The organism is Cohnella sp. CFH 77786, from assembly GCF_019400745.1.
GTDB lineage: Bacteria > Bacillota > Bacilli > Paenibacillales > Paenibacillaceae > Cohnella.
This window is the reverse complement of sequence record NZ_WJIB01000002.1, coordinates 256333-274172: the sequence shown is the minus strand read 5'-3', so window position 1 is coordinate 274172 and position 17840 is coordinate 256333. Positions and strand designations below refer to the sequence as shown.

Annotated in this window: 10 protein-coding genes; 3 read left to right on the top strand and 7 right to left on the bottom strand. The window is 54.1% G+C overall.

Going from position 1 to position 17840, the window contains the following annotated elements; all coding sequences use genetic code 11:
- Positions 1–30 precede the first annotated feature (30 nt).
- The 6 genes from GE107_RS04065 to GE107_RS04040 form a co-directional block, all read right to left on the bottom strand.
- Positions 31–1452, bottom strand: coding sequence for a sugar ABC transporter substrate-binding protein (locus GE107_RS04065; RefSeq protein WP_370636235.1), 1422 nt, complete (start codon positions 1450–1452; stop codon positions 31–33).
- Positions 1453–1590: 138 nt separating this feature from the next.
- Entirely contained in the window at positions 1591–2460 is an 870-nt protein-coding gene (locus GE107_RS04060; protein ID WP_219638209.1) for a glycoside hydrolase family 16 protein, read from the bottom strand.
- Positions 2457–6884, bottom strand: a complete 4428-nt coding sequence (locus GE107_RS04055; RefSeq protein WP_219638208.1) for a carbohydrate binding domain-containing protein — start codon at positions 6882–6884, stop codon at positions 2457–2459. Before GE107_RS04055 ends, GE107_RS04060 begins: the two co-directional genes overlap by 4 nt.
- Before the next feature lie 199 nt (positions 6885–7083).
- The gene (locus tag GE107_RS04050; RefSeq protein WP_219638207.1) at positions 7084–8718 is read right to left on the bottom strand and encodes a response regulator; all 1635 of its coding nucleotides are present in this window, start codon (positions 8716–8718) and stop codon (positions 7084–7086) included.
- Positions 8711–10456, bottom strand: coding sequence for a sensor histidine kinase (locus GE107_RS04045; RefSeq protein ID WP_219638206.1), 1746 nt, complete (start codon positions 10454–10456; stop codon positions 8711–8713). The genes GE107_RS04050 and GE107_RS04045 overlap by 8 nt, the downstream gene beginning before the upstream one ends.
- Before the next feature lie 18 nt (positions 10457–10474).
- On the bottom strand, positions 10475–12181 hold the full coding sequence (locus tag GE107_RS04040; RefSeq protein ID WP_255570168.1) for an extracellular solute-binding protein: 1707 nt from the start codon (positions 12179–12181) through the stop codon (positions 10475–10477).
- Between the two features lie 414 nt (positions 12182–12595).
- Here GE107_RS04040 and GE107_RS04035 point away from each other — a divergent pair, with 414 nt between their 5' ends.
- Positions 12596–14305 (top strand): cellulase family glycosylhydrolase, encoded by a 1710-nt coding sequence (locus GE107_RS04035; protein ID WP_219638204.1) that lies wholly within the window; start codon positions 12596–12598, stop codon positions 14303–14305.
- Positions 14306–14389: 84 nt separating this feature from the next.
- Here GE107_RS04035 and GE107_RS04030 read toward each other — a convergent pair whose 3' ends face one another.
- A complete protein-coding gene (locus GE107_RS04030) occupies positions 14390–15226 on the bottom strand; it encodes an AraC family transcriptional regulator (RefSeq protein ID WP_219638203.1) in 837 nt (278 codons plus the stop codon).
- A gap of 121 nt (positions 15227–15347) precedes the next feature.
- On the opposite strand from GE107_RS04030, the gene GE107_RS04025 reads away from it, so the two are divergent.
- Positions 15348–16844: an alpha-L-fucosidase gene (locus GE107_RS04025; RefSeq protein ID WP_219638202.1), complete on the top strand. Its 1497-nt coding sequence runs from the start codon at positions 15348–15350 to the stop codon at positions 16842–16844.
- 96 nt (positions 16845–16940) lie between these two features.
- Complete coding sequence (locus GE107_RS04020; protein ID WP_219638201.1) at positions 16941–17717, top strand: hypothetical protein; 777 nt, start codon at positions 16941–16943, stop codon at positions 17715–17717.
- The last annotated feature ends 123 nt before the right edge of the window (positions 17718–17840 follow it).

Genomic DNA, 17840 nt, shown 5'->3' with positions numbered 1-17840 from the left:
CGGTGCGAGACGCCCCTATGTTCGTCGTTCTTATTGCTGGATAATGCTATTGACTTCTGCGGCCGCGTCATCCATCTCTTTCTGAATGCTGTCTTTGTCGTATTTGCCCTTCACGCCTGCCACAATGTCCCATATATTGGCGAAATGCTTTTGGAGCGCCGTCTCCGTCGGACCCCATTGCGGGATGGACGGGTAGGATTTGCCATACTTCGTCGCCTCGGCGAATGCTTTCATGTTGGAATCGAGGTCCGGCGATTCGATCAGGCTCTTTTTCGCCGGCAGTTGACCGGATATATTCGCGTAAGCCTTCTGAGCCTCTTCCGAGCTCAAATATTTGATCACGTCCCAGGCTTCGTCTTTATGCTTGGAGCCCTTGAACACCGTCAGATCGCTGCCTCCGATGAAGGTAGACTGTCCGGCAGGCCCCGCAGGCAGCGGAGAGATCGCGAATTGCTTCGCCGCCGCCTTATCGCTCATGCCGCCTGCGTCCTTAGGCGTCGCGAAGTTCTTCGCCAGCCACGGACCGGTGATGATGACGGCAGACTTGCCATCCCCGAAGTCGCTTTCGATCTGGGAGGAGTTCTTCTCGAGCGAGCTTTTGTCTACGAGCCCTTTGTTGGCAAGGCCGGTATAGTACATGACGCCGTCGATTCCCTTGCCTTCGTTGAACACGGCCGACTTGTGATCCGCGCTCAGAACGTCGCCGCCTGCCGCCCAAATCCACGGGAAGATGTTGTGCACGACGTTCCAGTCGTTTTTGCCCGGAATGCCGAGCGCCGCGACTTTGTTGCCGCCTACCGTGACCCCGTTGACTTTCTGCAGCGCGGCCTCGAACGATTCCCACGTCTTGAACGCTTCGGCCGGGTCGACGTTCGCCGCTTTAAAGGCCTCCGTATTGTAGTAGATGGCACGCGCGTCCACGAACCACGGAACCGCATAAATGTCTTCCTGGCCTTCGATCTTCGTCGTGTTCCAGCTGGCGGACAGGTAATTCTCTGCGCCTCCTACGTCGCTGATCTTGTCCGTGATCTTGTCGATTCCGCCCATGCTGGCGATCGCCGGCACCCAAGTCGTGCCGAGCTGCAGGATGTCCGGACCTTCTCCGCTGGTCGCCGCCGTCGTGATCTTCGTCCATGCGGATCCCCAGTCCAGTACGGTTACCTTCAGCGTAACGTTCGGATGCTGTTTCAGATACGGGTCCATCACCTTGAGCAAGTCCGCGTCCGGCTTCGGGCTGTTCGGCATGATCCAGGCCGACAACGTCACGGGAGCCGATTGCGCGGAGGACGATGCTTGTCCGCTTGCGCTTGCGGACGGCGAGGACGATGCCGCCGCGGAGCCGGATGCCTGGCTGCCGCTTCCGTTGCCGGAATTGCCCCCGCAGCCCGCGAGCAGCAAGGTCAAAGCCATTACGGTTGAGAATAAAGTCCATTTCGATTTCTTCTTCAGCACGGTAAATCCCCCTATGGCATGATATGATTTCGGCGAAGGCCGGGACTTTCGGCCCTGCAATTCGATTATAGGAGCGAAGGTCAGGCACCTAAAATAACAAATACAAAGCCTCCGTAACAAATAAACAACAATCCGCCGCTATCGTTCGGGCTGATAGACCCTCACGTAATCGACAACCATCGACCTCGGGAAGATCGAATCGTCGACCCCTTGCTGGCCGCCCCATGAACCGCCGACCGCGATGTTCAAGATGAGATGGAAGGCTTGGTCGAACGGCCAGGCGCGCGATCCGTCCCCTTGATCTTCCGGTCCCGGCGCGTAGGTAAAATAAACTTGGCCGTCCACGCTCATCCGCACTTCAGACGGCGTCCAGTCCAACGCGTAAACGTGGAACGCGCGATCCGCATCGGGAACCGAGGTTTGAGCGGACTTCTGATTGTTCTTTTTCCAGTAATACTTCTCGGTATGGACCGTCGCATGCACAACGCCCGGCTCGAATCCGACATGCTCCATCAAGTCCATTTCCCCGCTCGAAGGCCAGCCGCCATATTTCGATTCGGTCGGCATCATCCAAATCGCCGGCCAGACGCCGATCCCGGTCGGCACCTGGGCACGTACTTCGATATGGCCGTACTTCCAGTCTCCCTTGCCTCGGCTGACCAATCGCGTCGAGGTATAATCGTGCCCCTCATATGCCTCTTTGCGCGCGGTGATCGTCAAATAACCGTCTTTGACCATAACGTTTTCTTGCCGAGCCTCCGTATAATACTCGAGCTCGTCATTGCCCCAGCCGCCTCCGCCGACGTCGTAACCCCACTTGCTGCTGTCAGGCAAACCGTTCTTGTCAAACTCGTCGTGCCAGACGAGCTTCATGCCCGGCAATTTCGGGATTTGACGCTCCTCTCCGGCGGAACAGCCGGAGAGGATGACCCCGAGGGCCCCAAGGAAGAGCAGCGGACGCGCCCAGAGCGCTTTCCGGCTTATTTTCCCGAAGCTTCGCCGCCTCATGACGCTTCACCCTCGTCGATCAGCACGATATCGTCGATATCGACCGCGGCGGCGCCGTCGCCGGCTGCGACTAGGCCCAGCTCGAACGACAATCTGCCGATCGCCGTGCTGTCCGGCCCGACATCGAACGTGAACTCGTAAGTCTGATCTCCCGTACCCAATTCAAAGATCTCGCTGCCATAGCCGTGCCAAGCATAATTGTTAGCCGCGTCCAGCCAACCGACGCTGACATTCATACTGCGCGGAACCGTCGCCTTCGCCTTGAACGTCAGCTTATAGCGGTGGCCGTTCGTGTAGGGCAATCCCTCGTAATATACCTGCCGATCATAGCTGTTCTTGCCCGGACTGGACACGTCGATATGCAGCGTGCCTTTATCTCCTTGGCGAACGGCTAATTCTCCCGCGTCAACCGAGTAGCTGCTCCAGCCGGTTATTCCGGCCGTGAAGTCGCCGTTCGGCACCAGGTTGACGCCAGCGGCGATGCCCGCAAGCGAAGGATCGACGCGATGCAGCGAAATATTGCGCAGGCTGATCTCATGCGCCCCCGACACGTCACCGATCTTGCCCATGCTGAACTGCAGCAATGCGCTTGGTTCATCGCTTGACGCCACGAAGACATAGTCGAATGCCTGCATATCGGCGCCCAGTGTCGTCTTTCGCTCCAGATAGGTCGTCCAGTTGCCGTCCCCGCTGCCGTCGTGCTGCAGGAGCGCGGTGATGTCGCGGGGGATCGAGGAAGCCGCCTCGAACCGCAGCCTGTACACCGCCCCTTGCTTCAGGGGCTTGCCTTCCTGCTTCACCTGTACGTTCCACGCCTCCGTGCCGGGGCCGCCAAGCTTGACGCGAAGCGTGCCGTACACGGCCTCCGCTACCGTATCCTTGACCGGATCGGATGGTTCCCAGTCTTTTTTGAACAATGTCCACCCGGTCATTCCTTCGCTGAAGTCTCCGTTGACGGCGAGTTCAGCCGACAATTCCAGCCAAGCCAGGCTGAAGCCGGTTCCCGAGACGCGCAGGAAGCAGGTGCCTGCCGGTATTTCCAGCGCGGGCAGCGAGACAACCTGTCCGCCGCTCCCGGCGAGCGTGCCCGTTTCGACGGTCTTGATCTCCTGCAGATCCGAATCCAGCAAGGCGACTCGCACCTTGGCGTCAAGCGCGGCGTCCTCCAAACGTAACGTCGGCACATAAACCCCGCCGCCAGTCGCGCGAAACTTGTATTCCGCGAAGCCGCCGGCATCGAACCCGGTCAGCAGCCGACCTCCGCTCGCTGCCGTCTTCTCGGTCATGCCTTCGGCGCTCCAGTAGGAATTGGCGGCCCAATGCAGATAGCCGTCCAGAGAGGGAGGCGCGGCGCGCCGGACAAGCCTGACGTTGTCGATCACGACGGTGCCCGCCGTGCCGCCGAGCTGGAAGGAGAGCGCCGAGGCGGACGCCTTCTCGCCCGATTGAATCGTGATGTCCTTGGTATACGAGCGCATGGCCGTCCCCAATCCGACCGAGTCGCCGCCCGCAATACGGACGCCGCCGGGCGTACCCGCGGACAATGCCAGACGTATCGTCCTGGCTCGATCGGCCTTCGCGTCGAAGGTGAGCGTGTACGTCTCGCCCTCGGCGAGCGGCAATTCGTCCTGCGTTAGCTGAACGTCTTCCGGCTGCCCGCCGTCTTTCGGCGAATTCGCCGTGAACTGCCTCTGCATATACGGGAAGACAAGCTCGTTGCTTACCGATGCCGAGGCGCCGGCCGCATCCGAGCTCAAGAAGCGCCAATAGCCCATTCGGGCCGCCCCTTGGTCGAAGCCTCCGTTGAAGATCAAATTGCCGTCCGGAAGCGCCTTCCGCGGCTCGACGATCGGCGTCGTCTCCGTCACGCGCACGTTGGCGAAGTATGCCGCCGCCGTCCCCTGTCCCAGATTGAACTCGAACCTCGCGTTGTTGTCGCTCGCCGAGTTCATGTTGAACGTATATTCATATTGCTGCCAATCTCCGGTCAGCGAGAAGCTGCGCTCTCCGGAGTAGGCCGTCCAGCCCCCGCCGAACTCGGTCACTTTGCTCATCAGCGACCTGGGCTCGTCCGCCTTCGCCTCGAAGGTCACTTTGTACGTCTTCCCCTTCTGCATATATAGCGGCCGCTGCGTCAACTGAATCGAATACTTCTGGACGCCCGCCGACGTAACGGTCACCTTGGCGGCCTTGTCCTTGCCGGCGTCGCTTACGACGGAGACGCTGCCGGCGCCGCCTTCATTCAACAGGAAATCCCAATCGGCCGGTGCCCCGCCCGCTCCCGTCCCGCCTGCGAAATCGCCATTGTAGATTTGGTTGCCGTCAGGCAACGGATTGCGCTGCGGCTCCACTCCGGCTGACGGGTCCGGACGCTGGCCCGTAACGTCCGGCCATTCGGAGAGGCGTTCATACTGATACACGCGTACGTAGTCGATATCCATCCGGTCGGTCTGGAAATCGGGCTTCGGATCGCCCGGCCAATCGCCGCCCACGGCTAAATTGAGAATCATATAGAAGGGCCGGTCGAACGGCGCGGGATACGTGTAATATTCCGCCTGTCCGTCCCTCTTCGTGCCCCAGTCGCGGCTTTCGAAGTAGAGATGATCGTCGACATAATAGCGGATCAAGCCGGGCAGCCACTCCATCGCGAAATCGTGGTAGTCGTCCGCAAATGTCTGCCCCTCCGGCAGCATATAGGTTTTCGTTTGCGAAGACCTCGGAAAATCGTAATGAAGCGAGCCGTGCACCGTTCTAGGATAATCGTCCGCTTTGGCCGGATCGCTCGCCTTCGGTCCGGTCAGCTCCATGATGTCCATTTCTCCGCTGCCCGGCCAGGGTCCGTATTGTTCCATCTCGTCCGTCGGCATCATCCAGATCGCCGGCCACATCCCCTGCTGAATCGGCAGCTTGGCGCGTACGACGAACTTCCCGTACGTCCAGTCGCCCTTCATCCTGGAGGTCAGCTTGGCAGACGTGTACTTGCGGCCGCCGTAATCCTCGCGCTTGGCGGTTAGCCGAAGCACTCCCTTCGTGCCGTCCTTGGCGAGCGAGGCATTGCCGGGCCGATAATATTCCAGCTCGTTGTTGTATACGGTTCCCGTATCGACGAGATTCCACTTGGACGTGTCGATCGCGTCGCCGTCGAACTCGTCGTTCCAGACGAGCTTCCAGTCGCCGGAGGTCGCAGGGCCTCCGCCGTTGTTGCCGCCCGACCCGCCAGTGCCGACGGTGCCGCTTCCCGCGTCCTTCGTTTCCGAGGGCTGGAAATTGGCTCCTTTGGGTATGGCTTGGCCATTCAGACTAGCGTTCTCAGCTTCGGATACAAGCCGGCCGAGCTTCCCTTTGTTCGCAATCTTCGTCCCGGCCGCCGCCGTTTCGATTCGGAGCTCCTCCACCTTCGAATCCTCCGAAATATCGATCGTCGCCGGCCGATCAACCACAAGCACCTCGGCCGAGGTCCCTTGTTCAAGCAAGATGCGTACCGGCGAACCCTTCTTCGCGGCGGATACCTTGCCGAGTTGGGATTGCCGAAAATGCACCGAGTTTTCGCCGCCGCCCTCGACGACCGTAAGCCCCTTGACCTTGATCTCTTCGAAGGACGCATTTCCTTCGCCGACGCCGTCCGTTACGTACAGATTGCCTTCGATGTTCGCGCCGTCAAGCTCAATTCCGGGCAGATTGACGAAAGCGTTCCCCTGAATCGAAGCCTCCTTGTAGTTCCCCGGCTGAACGGCCATCCATCCGATCATCCGGTCGAGCATGACGGCTGCCTCCGCCCGCGTGATCGGACTTAACGGATGCAGCATTCCCCTGCCGTCGCCCTTCAGATAACCTTGTTCAGCCGCAGCGGCAATGGCATCCCGCGCATACGCAGCGATTTCATTCGCGTCCGAGAACCCGATCTCGGCTTGATCTCCTCTCTTCGATTCAAGCCGGAGGGACTTCGCAAGCATGAGCGCCGCATCTTGGCGGGACAACTGTCCGAGCGGCTTAAACGTGCCATCCGGGTACCCCGTGATGATGCCTGCCTCGCGCGCCTTGAGCACATCCTTCTCATACCAATCGGAAGCGGTTACATCGGCAAAGCCGTTCGTCCCTTCATGGACGAACTTGAAAACGCGGTTCACCATCGCGGCGAACTCCGCACGACTGACCGGTGCGTTCGGCCTATAGGCTCCTCCGGGATCCCCCTTCACAATTCCGAAACCGTTTAGGCGTTCGGCAGCCTTATTCGCCCAGTGACCTCCCATATCCGCGAATGGCGAATTTCGAGAACTGTCGTCATCCGTTGCGGCTGCGCTTGCGATTTGCTGCGTCCGGAACGACGCCGGGACGTCCTGCGCTGCGGACGCGTTTTTCACCCATGGTACACCGGACAAGACCAGACTCGCAGCCAGAGCCGTCGACACAATACTGCGGATCAAAGCAACCCCTCCCAAGCTGTTATGCAAGGCATGACTCCTGCCTCGATTTCAGTATAGGTTCAGAACGAGCTTGGCTATATACCAATTCGTTAGCTTGGATAACAAAGTTCCAAACCGATGCTGCTTTTGGGTACGCAAAGAATGATCGCGATCCCTTCGGCCCATGGACCGGGATCGCGATCTTGGCAGTGTTTATTACTCAATCTGCGTAAATGCTGTCTCGGTAATCTTGCGGCGTCAGCCCCGCGGTTTTCTTGAAAAAACGCGTAAACGAGTGCGCGGAGTCGTAACCGACCATCAGCGCCACTTCCCTCACCTTCAAATCCGAATCCCGCAGAAGCTCTTTCGCCTTTCTGGCCCGGCATTGATCGATGTATTCGGATAAATTGATTCCCCGCTCCTGCTTGAAAAAACGGGATAGGTACGATGGATTGAAATTATGGACCTCCGCCAATCGCACCAAGGATAAGTCATCATGCAGGTGATGGTCGATATATTGGCAAATCCGGTCGATCACCGACGAGGCTCTTTCCCTTTCGTTCGCATGCTTGATTTCAAAGATACATTCGGCGATTTGGCGCAGGTATTGAAACCCGTCCTTCATGGAGGCATGCTCATCGAGACGCATAAGTTTGCCGTATTTTCCGAAACGGTCTCGGTCTTCCAATCCCCATCGATGGATGCAGGCAAATAGAACGAGAGCAATCGTATAGTAGGCCTCCATCGTGACCGGAACCGCGTTTCTCGTCTGGACGTACCGCATGACTTCCTCGGTGCATTCAAAATACTTCTCCGCCCTGCCCGCTTCGAGATGCGCCTCCAATATTTCCGCTTTCCGGCTGATGCGAAGCTCCTCTTTGATGCCGGGAACATCCTTCGAATCCGTTCGATCCGTTACGATAACGGATATGCCGTCGCCAATCTTCCATTGCTGGAGTTGGCGCAATCTTTCATGCTGCCGCGTAATGGCCGTCCATTCACAGGCGGTTCCGCTAATCGTGAAAGAGATCGTTAGCCCAAGGGATTCCAAACAGGTTTCTTGGATCAGCTCCAATGTGCCTTCCAAGTAACGGATCATGTGGGGGTAGAACTTCTCCTCGGCAATTTCCGACGGTTGCAGCAGCCATAAAGCGTTTTCATATTTATCGACAATCCCGATATGAAGGGTCTGCTCCGACAAGTAAGAATTCCACAGCATGCCGGAGGAACGCAGAATCTCGCTCCGTTCGGAATAGGAAGCGCCTGCCGGGTAGGATAAATGACCAAGGACCAGAACGACGGGAACCGTCGGATCCAATCCGATATTGAGCTTGCGGAATTCCTTGACCAGCACCGCTTGATCCACGCAATGCGCTTGGCTGTCTTGAAGAAGATGACGGATATAATCCCCTTGCGCCATGAACTCCAACGCATGCAGCTGTTCCCGCGACTGTTGCAGAAAGGCGTTCATTTGGTTTTCGCGCTGAATTTCATCGATTGCGGCTTGCACGGTTTGGATAACCCGATCGTATCCTTCCGTTTTCAACAAATAACGAACGAATGGCATTTGAATGGCTTTGTAGGCGTAATCGAATTCGCTGTAGCCCGTCAGGAAGATGATTTTGCATCTTGGCCAATAAGCCCGTATTTCTTCCACCATGTCCAATCCGCTCATCCCGGGCATGCGGATATCCGTAAGCACGATATCGATTCGAGTCCGCGCCAGCCAATTCAGAGCTTGCTTGCCGGAGTAGGCTTTGCATACATCCAATTTCTCCGGCATCCATCGATTGAACACTTCGAATAATCCATCCGTAATGATCTCTTCGTCGTCGACGATTAACAGTCTATACAATCCCATTCTCCTCCCGCAGCTTGATTCGAATGACGACCTGGAGACCGTTCATCCCTCCTCTTGCCAGGTCCAGACCGCTTCCTTCCCCGTAAGTCAGAAGAAGCCGCCGGTGAATGTTGATCAAGCCCGTCATTTCCTGGGCATCCGGGGCATGCTCGAGCCGATTCCTCAGCGCTTCGATTTCCGAATCGGGAATTTCCCCGTTATCCTCGACGACGATTCTGACTTCGCCGGAATCCATCCCGAACCCCACCCGGAGCTTCCCTTCCTCCGTCATTCGCTCAAGGCTGTGTTCGTAAGCGTTTTCGATGATCGGCTGAATGATCAGCCTGGGCACTCGAATCTGTTCCATTTCCTTGGGGAGATCGTCGAATTGCACGAGGATCCGCCTGGAGAAACGGAGCTTCTGAATTTCGGTATACGTGCGGGAATGCTTGACCTCTTCGGACAGGTATACCGTGTCTTGCCCATTGCGGGTGATAAACCGGAAATACTCGCCTAACATGTTCGTAAACTGTTCAATTCTCTCGACATCCCCCGTTTTCGCCAATGAGTTGAGGATAAAGAAACTATTGTACAGAAAATGAGGATTGATCTGGGATTGCAGCTGTTTCAGCTCCGCGCGCTGCATCATCAGCTTTTGCTTAAAATCCTGCTCGATCAAGGTCTGCAGATTGGTCAGCATTTGGTTGAACCGCTGATATAAATACCCGATTTCATCTTTGCGATTGTGTTGGATCTGAATGTTTAACGTTCCTCCTTCCATCCTCCTGAAGCTCTGAACGAAAAGAAGCAGCGGCTTATGCACATACTTATAAGTGGAGTAGGCGTAGATCACGACCGCGAAGAAAGAGGCGACGGAGAATAGCCAGGCCCACATTTCGAACTTGTTTAACGGCTTGCGGAGCGACTTCTCAGGCAAAATCGTCGCGACCGTAAGCCCCAACGGCTCGGAATCGGCTTTGTCGATGTGGTACTTCTTGCCGTCGCTCTTCATGATGAATGTGTTCCCGCCCGTTCCGCTTGCTTCCCTAAAATAGTTGTGCATAATGCGGTTGGAGTCGGAATCGCTGGCCAGCGTGAAACCTGACGTTTCCGAATAGATGAAGGATCCGCTCTCGGGATACAACCGGATTTGCTGCAACGATTGTTTCAATTTGTCCGAATCCAATTCGATCTGCACCATGAATAACGGCTCCGTTCCCTTCTTGCCGCTTTGCTTGGAGGCACTCAGATAAAGGGAGTCGTCCAATCTCGATAGACGGTTTTCTTTCCCGTGCGTAATCGAACGAAAATGATCATATCTAACCAGATCTAAAGTATCTATTCGGTTAATAGCGGAGATCGTTTTATGGATCGAGCGGATATGTACATAAACATCTTTCATATAAGCGCTGCTGTTTTTAAAGGAAACGAGACGATGCAGCAAATAATCCATGCTTGCCTTTTTGTCGACGCTGTCCATCATATCCCAAGTGACGGCAAGCTTATTTAATTCGCTATCCTCCAGGATATCGAATTGCTGAATTTCCAGCCATTCGATTTCCCGGTTCAAGTCCTCCAAATAGAACGATAATTGCGCTAAAGTCGCTCTCGAGAGATCTTGGCTGGCAATCCTGTAGCTCCAGTTATATAAATACACGCCTAATGAAATGATGGGCAGAATGACCACGAGATAGGTCAATACCAGCCTGACGAATATCGTATGGCGAAAGGACTGGGCGGGAAATTTGAACAAGTCATCTCCTCCGGTTGCTTATCGGCCTCTTCGAGTACTCGCGAAGGCTCTTGCCGCGAACCATTCGTTTACCTCGGCCGTAATCTTGTCCCCGCCTAACTTTCGCCAATCCGTTACGAACCGGTCGAACTTGTCGATGGGGCTGCCGAGAATGATGCCCGTGAACGTTTCGTCCTGCAGATGGGTTAGGATGTCCTGCTTCTCGATCATCGTTTCCGTCGGCGCGCCGACGAACCGCTCGAACAACAGCTGGCCATTATGCTCGTATTGATCGAGAATCGCCATAGCGCCGTTCGGACCGTAGGTTCGCTCCCACCCCCAGCCGGATTCCCGATCGCCGTTTCCGGAAGAGTAGGCATCGATCTTCTTCTGTATGAATTCGGCTTCGTCCTTTAATACCGAACGATTCCCGGTCCGGCGAGCTTCTTCGAGTTCACGGAACGCTTCCAGGTTTTTCAGCGGCGGATAAGGTGTAACCGGAGATAATTGCCAGACGGGGATCGTGGTATTATAGTAGGTTTCATATTCGGCCGTCTTCCCCCAATTCTTCTCGAGATGCAAATTGATGAGCTTCACGATCGCTTCGGGATGCGGATAATCTTTGCGGACGGCGAAGTACTGGTAGGTGCTGAACCGCAAAGGAACCTTGGGCGCTTCTCCCGAGACGGTAACGAGCGGGAACGCCTGCCATTCCGCGCTCGGATTGCGGGATCGGCTCGCCTGAACGAAGAAGGAACCCCACTGCTGACCGTACATCATGCCGATTTTCCCTTCCGCAATCTGCTCCTTCACTTTTCTGCCGTCCGTATAGGCGAACTCGCTATAGATTTGACCGTTTCGGTACATCTCTTGAAGCGCCTGTAACGCGGTTTTAATTTGCGGCTGGATTCCCCCGTACACGAGTTTTCCCGACTTGTCCAGGATCCAAAGATTCGGAAACGCATCGTAGCCGGCCATGAATCCCGTTACCCCCATCACGGGATCCCACAAGTAATTCGTAGCCGCCAACCCGAACGTATCCTTCTTTCCATTTTGATCCGGATCCTTTTCTGTAAACGCTTTCGAAATTTCCATCAAGTCATTCATCGTTCGCGGCGGCTGCATTCCGAGACGCTTCAGCCAGTCCGTTCGAATCCAAAGAAACAAAGCTTGTTCGTACGAAGAGTTCGTTTCCGGAATTCCCATCAATTTTCCGTCGATCGTCCCCGAGTCGAATGGGCCGGTACCTTCCTGGGACAGGATTCGCTTCGTAAGCGGCGTGGCAAATTTGTCGTAAACTTCGGACAAATCCTGAATCAACCCCGCGTTGCTGAGCTGCCTCAATTGCTGCGCGCTCACTTTCACGACATCGGGAATATCCCCCGAGGCTAAAGAAACGCCCAGTTTCTGACGAAATAATTCGCCTTTTTCGATCCAATCATATTTGATTTTCATACCGAGCACCTGCTCGTAAAGCCGGCTCCATCGGTTATCGGTCAACGTTTCGCCCGGCAATCCGCTTAATAATTCTTCCAATCCGTCTGCGTCTCTTACGAAAGAGACTTCAATCGGCGGGTCATATCGGCTTAGCCCCGGCTCCAAATAGGGAATGAGGTTTTCTTTCGCGTCCGGAAACGGTTTCGGTTGAATGGCGCCGGAGCCGCCATGCTCGCATGCCGATAAGAGGAGAACGGACCCTAATGCCGCCAATATACGCTTGAGCTTGTACCTGATTGGCTTCCGCAAATGAACGAACCCCATTTCGCATTTGTGGATTCAAGCGACCCTTATTATTTTTATTATGAAAGGATGACTTTGAGAATACAACGTGCCATTGTTGACCTCATGGCCCGTTCTTTACCTCATCATACCGATTCTTTCCTCTATCTTAGCGGGAAAATGTCGAATGGCTAGCTTTTCATCAACGTCATTTCGGACAGTTTCATCCAAAAAAATTCAATTTCAATGTGCTTTTTAGGTTATTTCATGTTGTTTTATCGGTAACCTCACACAGTTACAATAAAAATGGCACCGCTTACATCTGACAATTACTTAGGAGGTGCATGAAAAACAACATCTTAGCGTTGTCACAAGGACGTTGTAAATCGATTGACTCGAAAACCAGCTATGCCGTATCTAAAAAAACAAAGGAGACTATTCATGCGCACAAAAAGATCATATCTATCCGTCTTAGTGGTCGTTGCCCTGCTGTCGGCGTTATTCTCATCCATCGGCTCGGCCGCTGCTTCCCCGAAAGAATCCAAAATGCAGGCTTATGTAGACGCGATGCAGCCTGGATGGAACCTGGGCAATACCTTTGATGCATTGAGCTATTGGGGCGACATTCAATTAACCCAAGATGCCGCAAACAAAAACTTCCTTAAGGAAATACGGAAGCAAGGCTTCAAAAGCATCCGCATTCCGATTACATGGTACGAACAAACGGGCGGCGCACCGGACTATAAGATCAATCCGGATTATATGGACCGGGTGCAGAAAGTCGTCGACTGGTCGCTTGAAGAGGGCCTGTATGTCATGATCAACCTTCACCACGACTCTTGGAATTGGATCAACAAAGCGCCGGCGAATCACGACGAAGTACTGGCCCAATATAATGCGACATGGGCGCAAATCGCCGACCGCTTCAAGAAATATCCCGACAAACTGATGTTCGAAAGCATCAACGAGCCGAAATTTGATAACGTTGATGTGGCGACGGAGCACGCATTGCTTGATGAATTCAACAAATCCTTCTTCCATATTGTAAGAGAGTCAGGCGGCAAAAATAAAGATCGTCCGCTCGTGCTGCCGACGTTATATACGAACAACTCTCAAGAGCACGTGGATTCGCTCGCAAGCACGATTGCCGATTTGAACGACCCCAATATCATCGCGACCATTCACTTTTACGGCTTCTGGCCTTTCAGTATAAACATTGCGGGCTTCCCGAAGCTGGAGGCCGAAACGATTAAAGATATCGACACAGCGGTTGACAATGTAAGTAAAGCGTTTGTCTCGAAAGGAATTCCCGTTGTCGTTGGCGAATTCGGACTTCTTGGCTGGGATGCGACAAGCCCCGACACGCCGCTTATCGAAGGTGTGCCCGAGCATGGCGAGATGTTGAAGTTTATCGAGTATTTCACCTATAAATGCGTAGAGAACAAACTTACTTTTATGCTGTGGGACAACGGCAATCGTTTTGACCGCAAAAAGCTTCAATGGAACGATCCGGAGCTTTATAACATGATAATGGCATCCTTGAATAGCCGCTCTTCCACAGCCGAATCCGATCTGATCTTCATCAAGAGGGGCTCTCCGGCTCAAGATACCAGTATTAACCTGAACCTGAACGGCAATCAATTCGTCCGCCTCATTGGAAATGATAGAGAGTTGAAGAAAGACGTCGATTATACGCTGGACGGCCAAACACTGACGCTCAAAGCCGGTTATATCGCCAGGTTGATCGCATACGATATGCCGCGCGAGGTTGCCGTGCTGAAAGCCCAGTTCGATAAGGGTGCCGATTGGACCTTCCACGTATTGTACACGGACACGCCGGTGCAGAATAACGCAGAAGGAACGACATCCTTTTTTGTAATACCGACCGCCTTCAATGGCGACCGTCTTCAAACGATGGAGGCCGTTTACGCGGATGGGGGCAACGCCGGTCCGCATAACTGGACTTCGTACAAGGAGTACGCCCGGACATACAAACCCTATTATTCTGCCAATGTAATTGCTCTGACACCGGACTTCTTTAATGAAGTGAAGGATGGCACCGTCATTCTGAAGTTCCACTTCTGGAGCGGCGTCACCCTCGAGTACACGCTTACGAAGAATGGCACGAGCATCACGGGCAAGGCATCGTAGAACAGGAAACGATCCATTCGGGAAAGAAGGAGTCCTGCCTTGCGCCCCGTGCGCTGGGCAGGACTCCTTTGCTGCCAGACCTCGTTACGGATTCGTACGATGAGTCAATCGATAAGCGGTCGGAGATAAGCCTGTCGAGGATTTGAATAATTTGGACAAATAAGAAACGTCGGGAATGCCGACTTTGGCGCCGATTTCCGCCAACAGGAGGTCCGTGGAGGCCAACAGCCACTTCGCCTCTTCGATCCTTTTTCTGTTCACGTACTGGATTGGAGACGTGCCGAAATGCCTTCTGAACACGCGGATAAAATAATTGGGATGCAGATGGGCGCGTTCAGCCAGCTCGTCGATCGTTAAGTTTCGATCGTAGTGAAGATGGATGTGCTCGATGACGGCTTGAAGCGGCACGGACGATTCAGCGGGTTCGACGCCGGCCGCGCCGGCCGCTGCATGCTCCACATAGTAGGCGATCAGCTTCATCATGGCGGCTTTTAACAGCAATGGCGAAGTCAAGGACGTATCGGCTTCACAGGAAAGCAGCTCCTGGAACAGCCGCTGCGGTTCGCCCTCGACTCCCGATTCGAGCAATACGGGAATATGCAGCAGATTGAACAGGTTGTTCTCCCCGACCTTGGCCGTAAAATGGCACCAATACTTCGTAAACCGCGGACCGGCCGTATAAGAGTACGATTGCTTCACCCCTTGCGGCATCAGGAACCACTGTCCCGGATGGGGAGCATATTCCTTGTCGCCGATTTTCAACCAGCCTTCGCCATCGCAAATCAAATAAAATTTATTATAATCCGGCGTGTAATCAAGATCCCGCCAGTCGGGCAAAACCTGATTATATCCCATTTCGGTTACGCGAACCTGAAGGTTATCGAGATAAAGCCGGATCAGTTGCTGCCTGGCATTGTCCATGGTCAGTCACCTTGTAGGGTAGATAATTTTATACATAAGGAAGTTAGGATTCTATATTCAAGAGTATACCATGGTATTGCTAGGATAAACCTGAAGCAAATAAATAGGAGGCTTGGTCCGCATGGTGAAGGCGCAAATCGCCAAGGGTCCTTTCGAACCCACTTTTGAATCGCTCAGGACATTCGAGTGCCCGGATTGGTTCCGGGATGCGAAGCTCGGCATATGGTCGCACTGGGGCGCACAATCGGTGCCGATGTACGGGGACTGGTACGCCCGGAACATGTATTACGAAGGTTCCGACCAATACCGGTACCATATTCGCCATTACGGACATCCGTCGAAATTCGGCTACAAAGATATCGTGCAATTGTGGAAAGCGGAGAAATTCGATCCGGAATCTCTGATGGACTTGTACGTTGCGGCCGGTGCCAAGTATTTCGTCGCGCAGGCGATGCACCACGACAACTTCTTTAACTACGATTCGAAAATCCACCGCTGGAACTCGGTCAACATGGGCCCGAAGAAAGATATCGTTGCCCTGTGGAAAGCTGCCGCTTCCCGCCGCGGACTGCCTTTCGGCCTGACCGAGCATCTGGGAGCGACGTTCAGCTGGTATCAATTTAATAAAGGACAGGATAAGGAAGGACCTTACACAGGTATCCCTTATGACGGAAACGATCCCGCCTACGAGGATTTGTACTTGCCGAACCGCGAGCATTATCACCCGGACAAACCGCAGTGGGATCCGAAGGACCCCTGGTATACCCCCAATCCCTGGTGGCATCAGCGCTGGTTCGACGTCATGAAAGAAGTCATCGATCTGTACCAACCTGATCTGCTGTACTCCGACGGCGGACTGCCGTTCGTCAGCCTGGATCAAACGGACGTCCCCCTTACGGATCCGGCGTTCGCTGCCGGACTGCATGCGGTCGCGCATCTGTACAATACGAGCGCTGCGGCAGGCGGCGGGGTGAATCGCGCCGTGTATAACCAGAAAGACCGCAGGCAGGAAATATACCGCCTTGGCATCCTCGACATCGAGCGCAGCCAGTTGCCGGACATCAGGCCTGACCCTTGGCAGACCGACACATGCGTCGGGGATTGGTTCTACAATGTGAAGACCGTATATAAGAAACCGGGTCACGTGATCGAAATTCTGGTAGACATCATCGCCAAGAACGGAAACCTTCTCCTCAATATTCCACAGAAGCCGGACGGCACGATCGATGACGAATGTACGCATATTCTGAAAGAGATGGCCCTATGGATTCAGGTATGCGGGGAAGGCGTGTACGGCACCAGACCGTTCCGCGTATCGGGCGAAGGTCTCTCCCGCGTGGTCATTGATCATTTCAGGGAGGACAGGGTGGAATGGAACGCCAGCGACTTCCGTTTTACCCGGAAGGGAAATACGCTGTACGCCTTCCAGATGCGGTGGCCTGAAGATCACCGGGCGGTCATCCGTACGTTGACTCCTGCAGACCAAGTGCAGTCTGTCCGGTTGCTTGGCGTGGGTGAAGTTCCGTTCGAGCAGCCGTACGGAGCCCTGATCGTTTCGCTGCCGGACCGGGCGCCGACGCCCTACGTCAACTGCCTGGCGATCGAACTTAAGCCTTAACTAGGAACCTCAAAGCAAAGCCGGCTAACGTGATCCACGCAGCCGGCTTTGTCGATGTTCAAGCGAGATGGCTATGTCGGTTCGAGGGGGCGCAGCATGAAAAACATGTCCATTTTGACCCAATTAATTTTCGGATTCAGCGTGATGATGCTCGCTTTAACGATGGCCGTCAGCTTTTTTTCCTATCAGAAGTCTTCGGAAATTCTCTATCGGAAATCCACCCAGTTCTTGCTGTACTCTATCAATCAAATGAAAGAGCGTATGGACAACACCCTAGAAGATTACGATAAATTTTCCAAGCAACTGGCCTATAGTCCGGCTGTATTGGACTACTTGACCCAGATCCACATGAAAAAAAACACCAAGATTCCGAAATACGAATTGGAGAAAGAGATCGCGCGGCAGAGCCAGACATTCGCCCGTGACATCATCGTTCAGATTTGGGATGAGCGCGACACCGCTTATACGGCTTATAACGGGTTCGACTTGGCGTGGTCGAATATTAACCAATTGAAAAATATGGCCTGGTATCCCCAAGTCGCTCAAGCGGAGGGCAGCATCGTCTGGGCGGGAGGCGAGATGAAAAATACGATTCTTGTTCCGGCCGTAATCGGCAGCCGGGTTATTCATAGTTGGATCGATCTGAAGCCTATCGGACAAATCCTCGTGATCATCCCTGCTAACGTCATCGAAACCATAAGCCAGGACAAACAGCTCTCGGAGATCGACAACATTCGGATTGTCGACCGCTATCACCGAATCGTATATTCCAGGCGGACGTCCGAAATCGGCCAAACGTCCGGGCTTGCTTTACGCGTATATAAGCATCGGCATTATGGTGCCGATCCACTCGACGCTTGTACCTTTGGTTAAATTGGTGTCGTCGATAGACGGATATAATAGTTACTCTACGATCATCGCCATTTATGCGACTTTTATATCCATGCCGATTATTTCTACGACTGGGATTTTGACGTTTCTATTCATTTACAATGA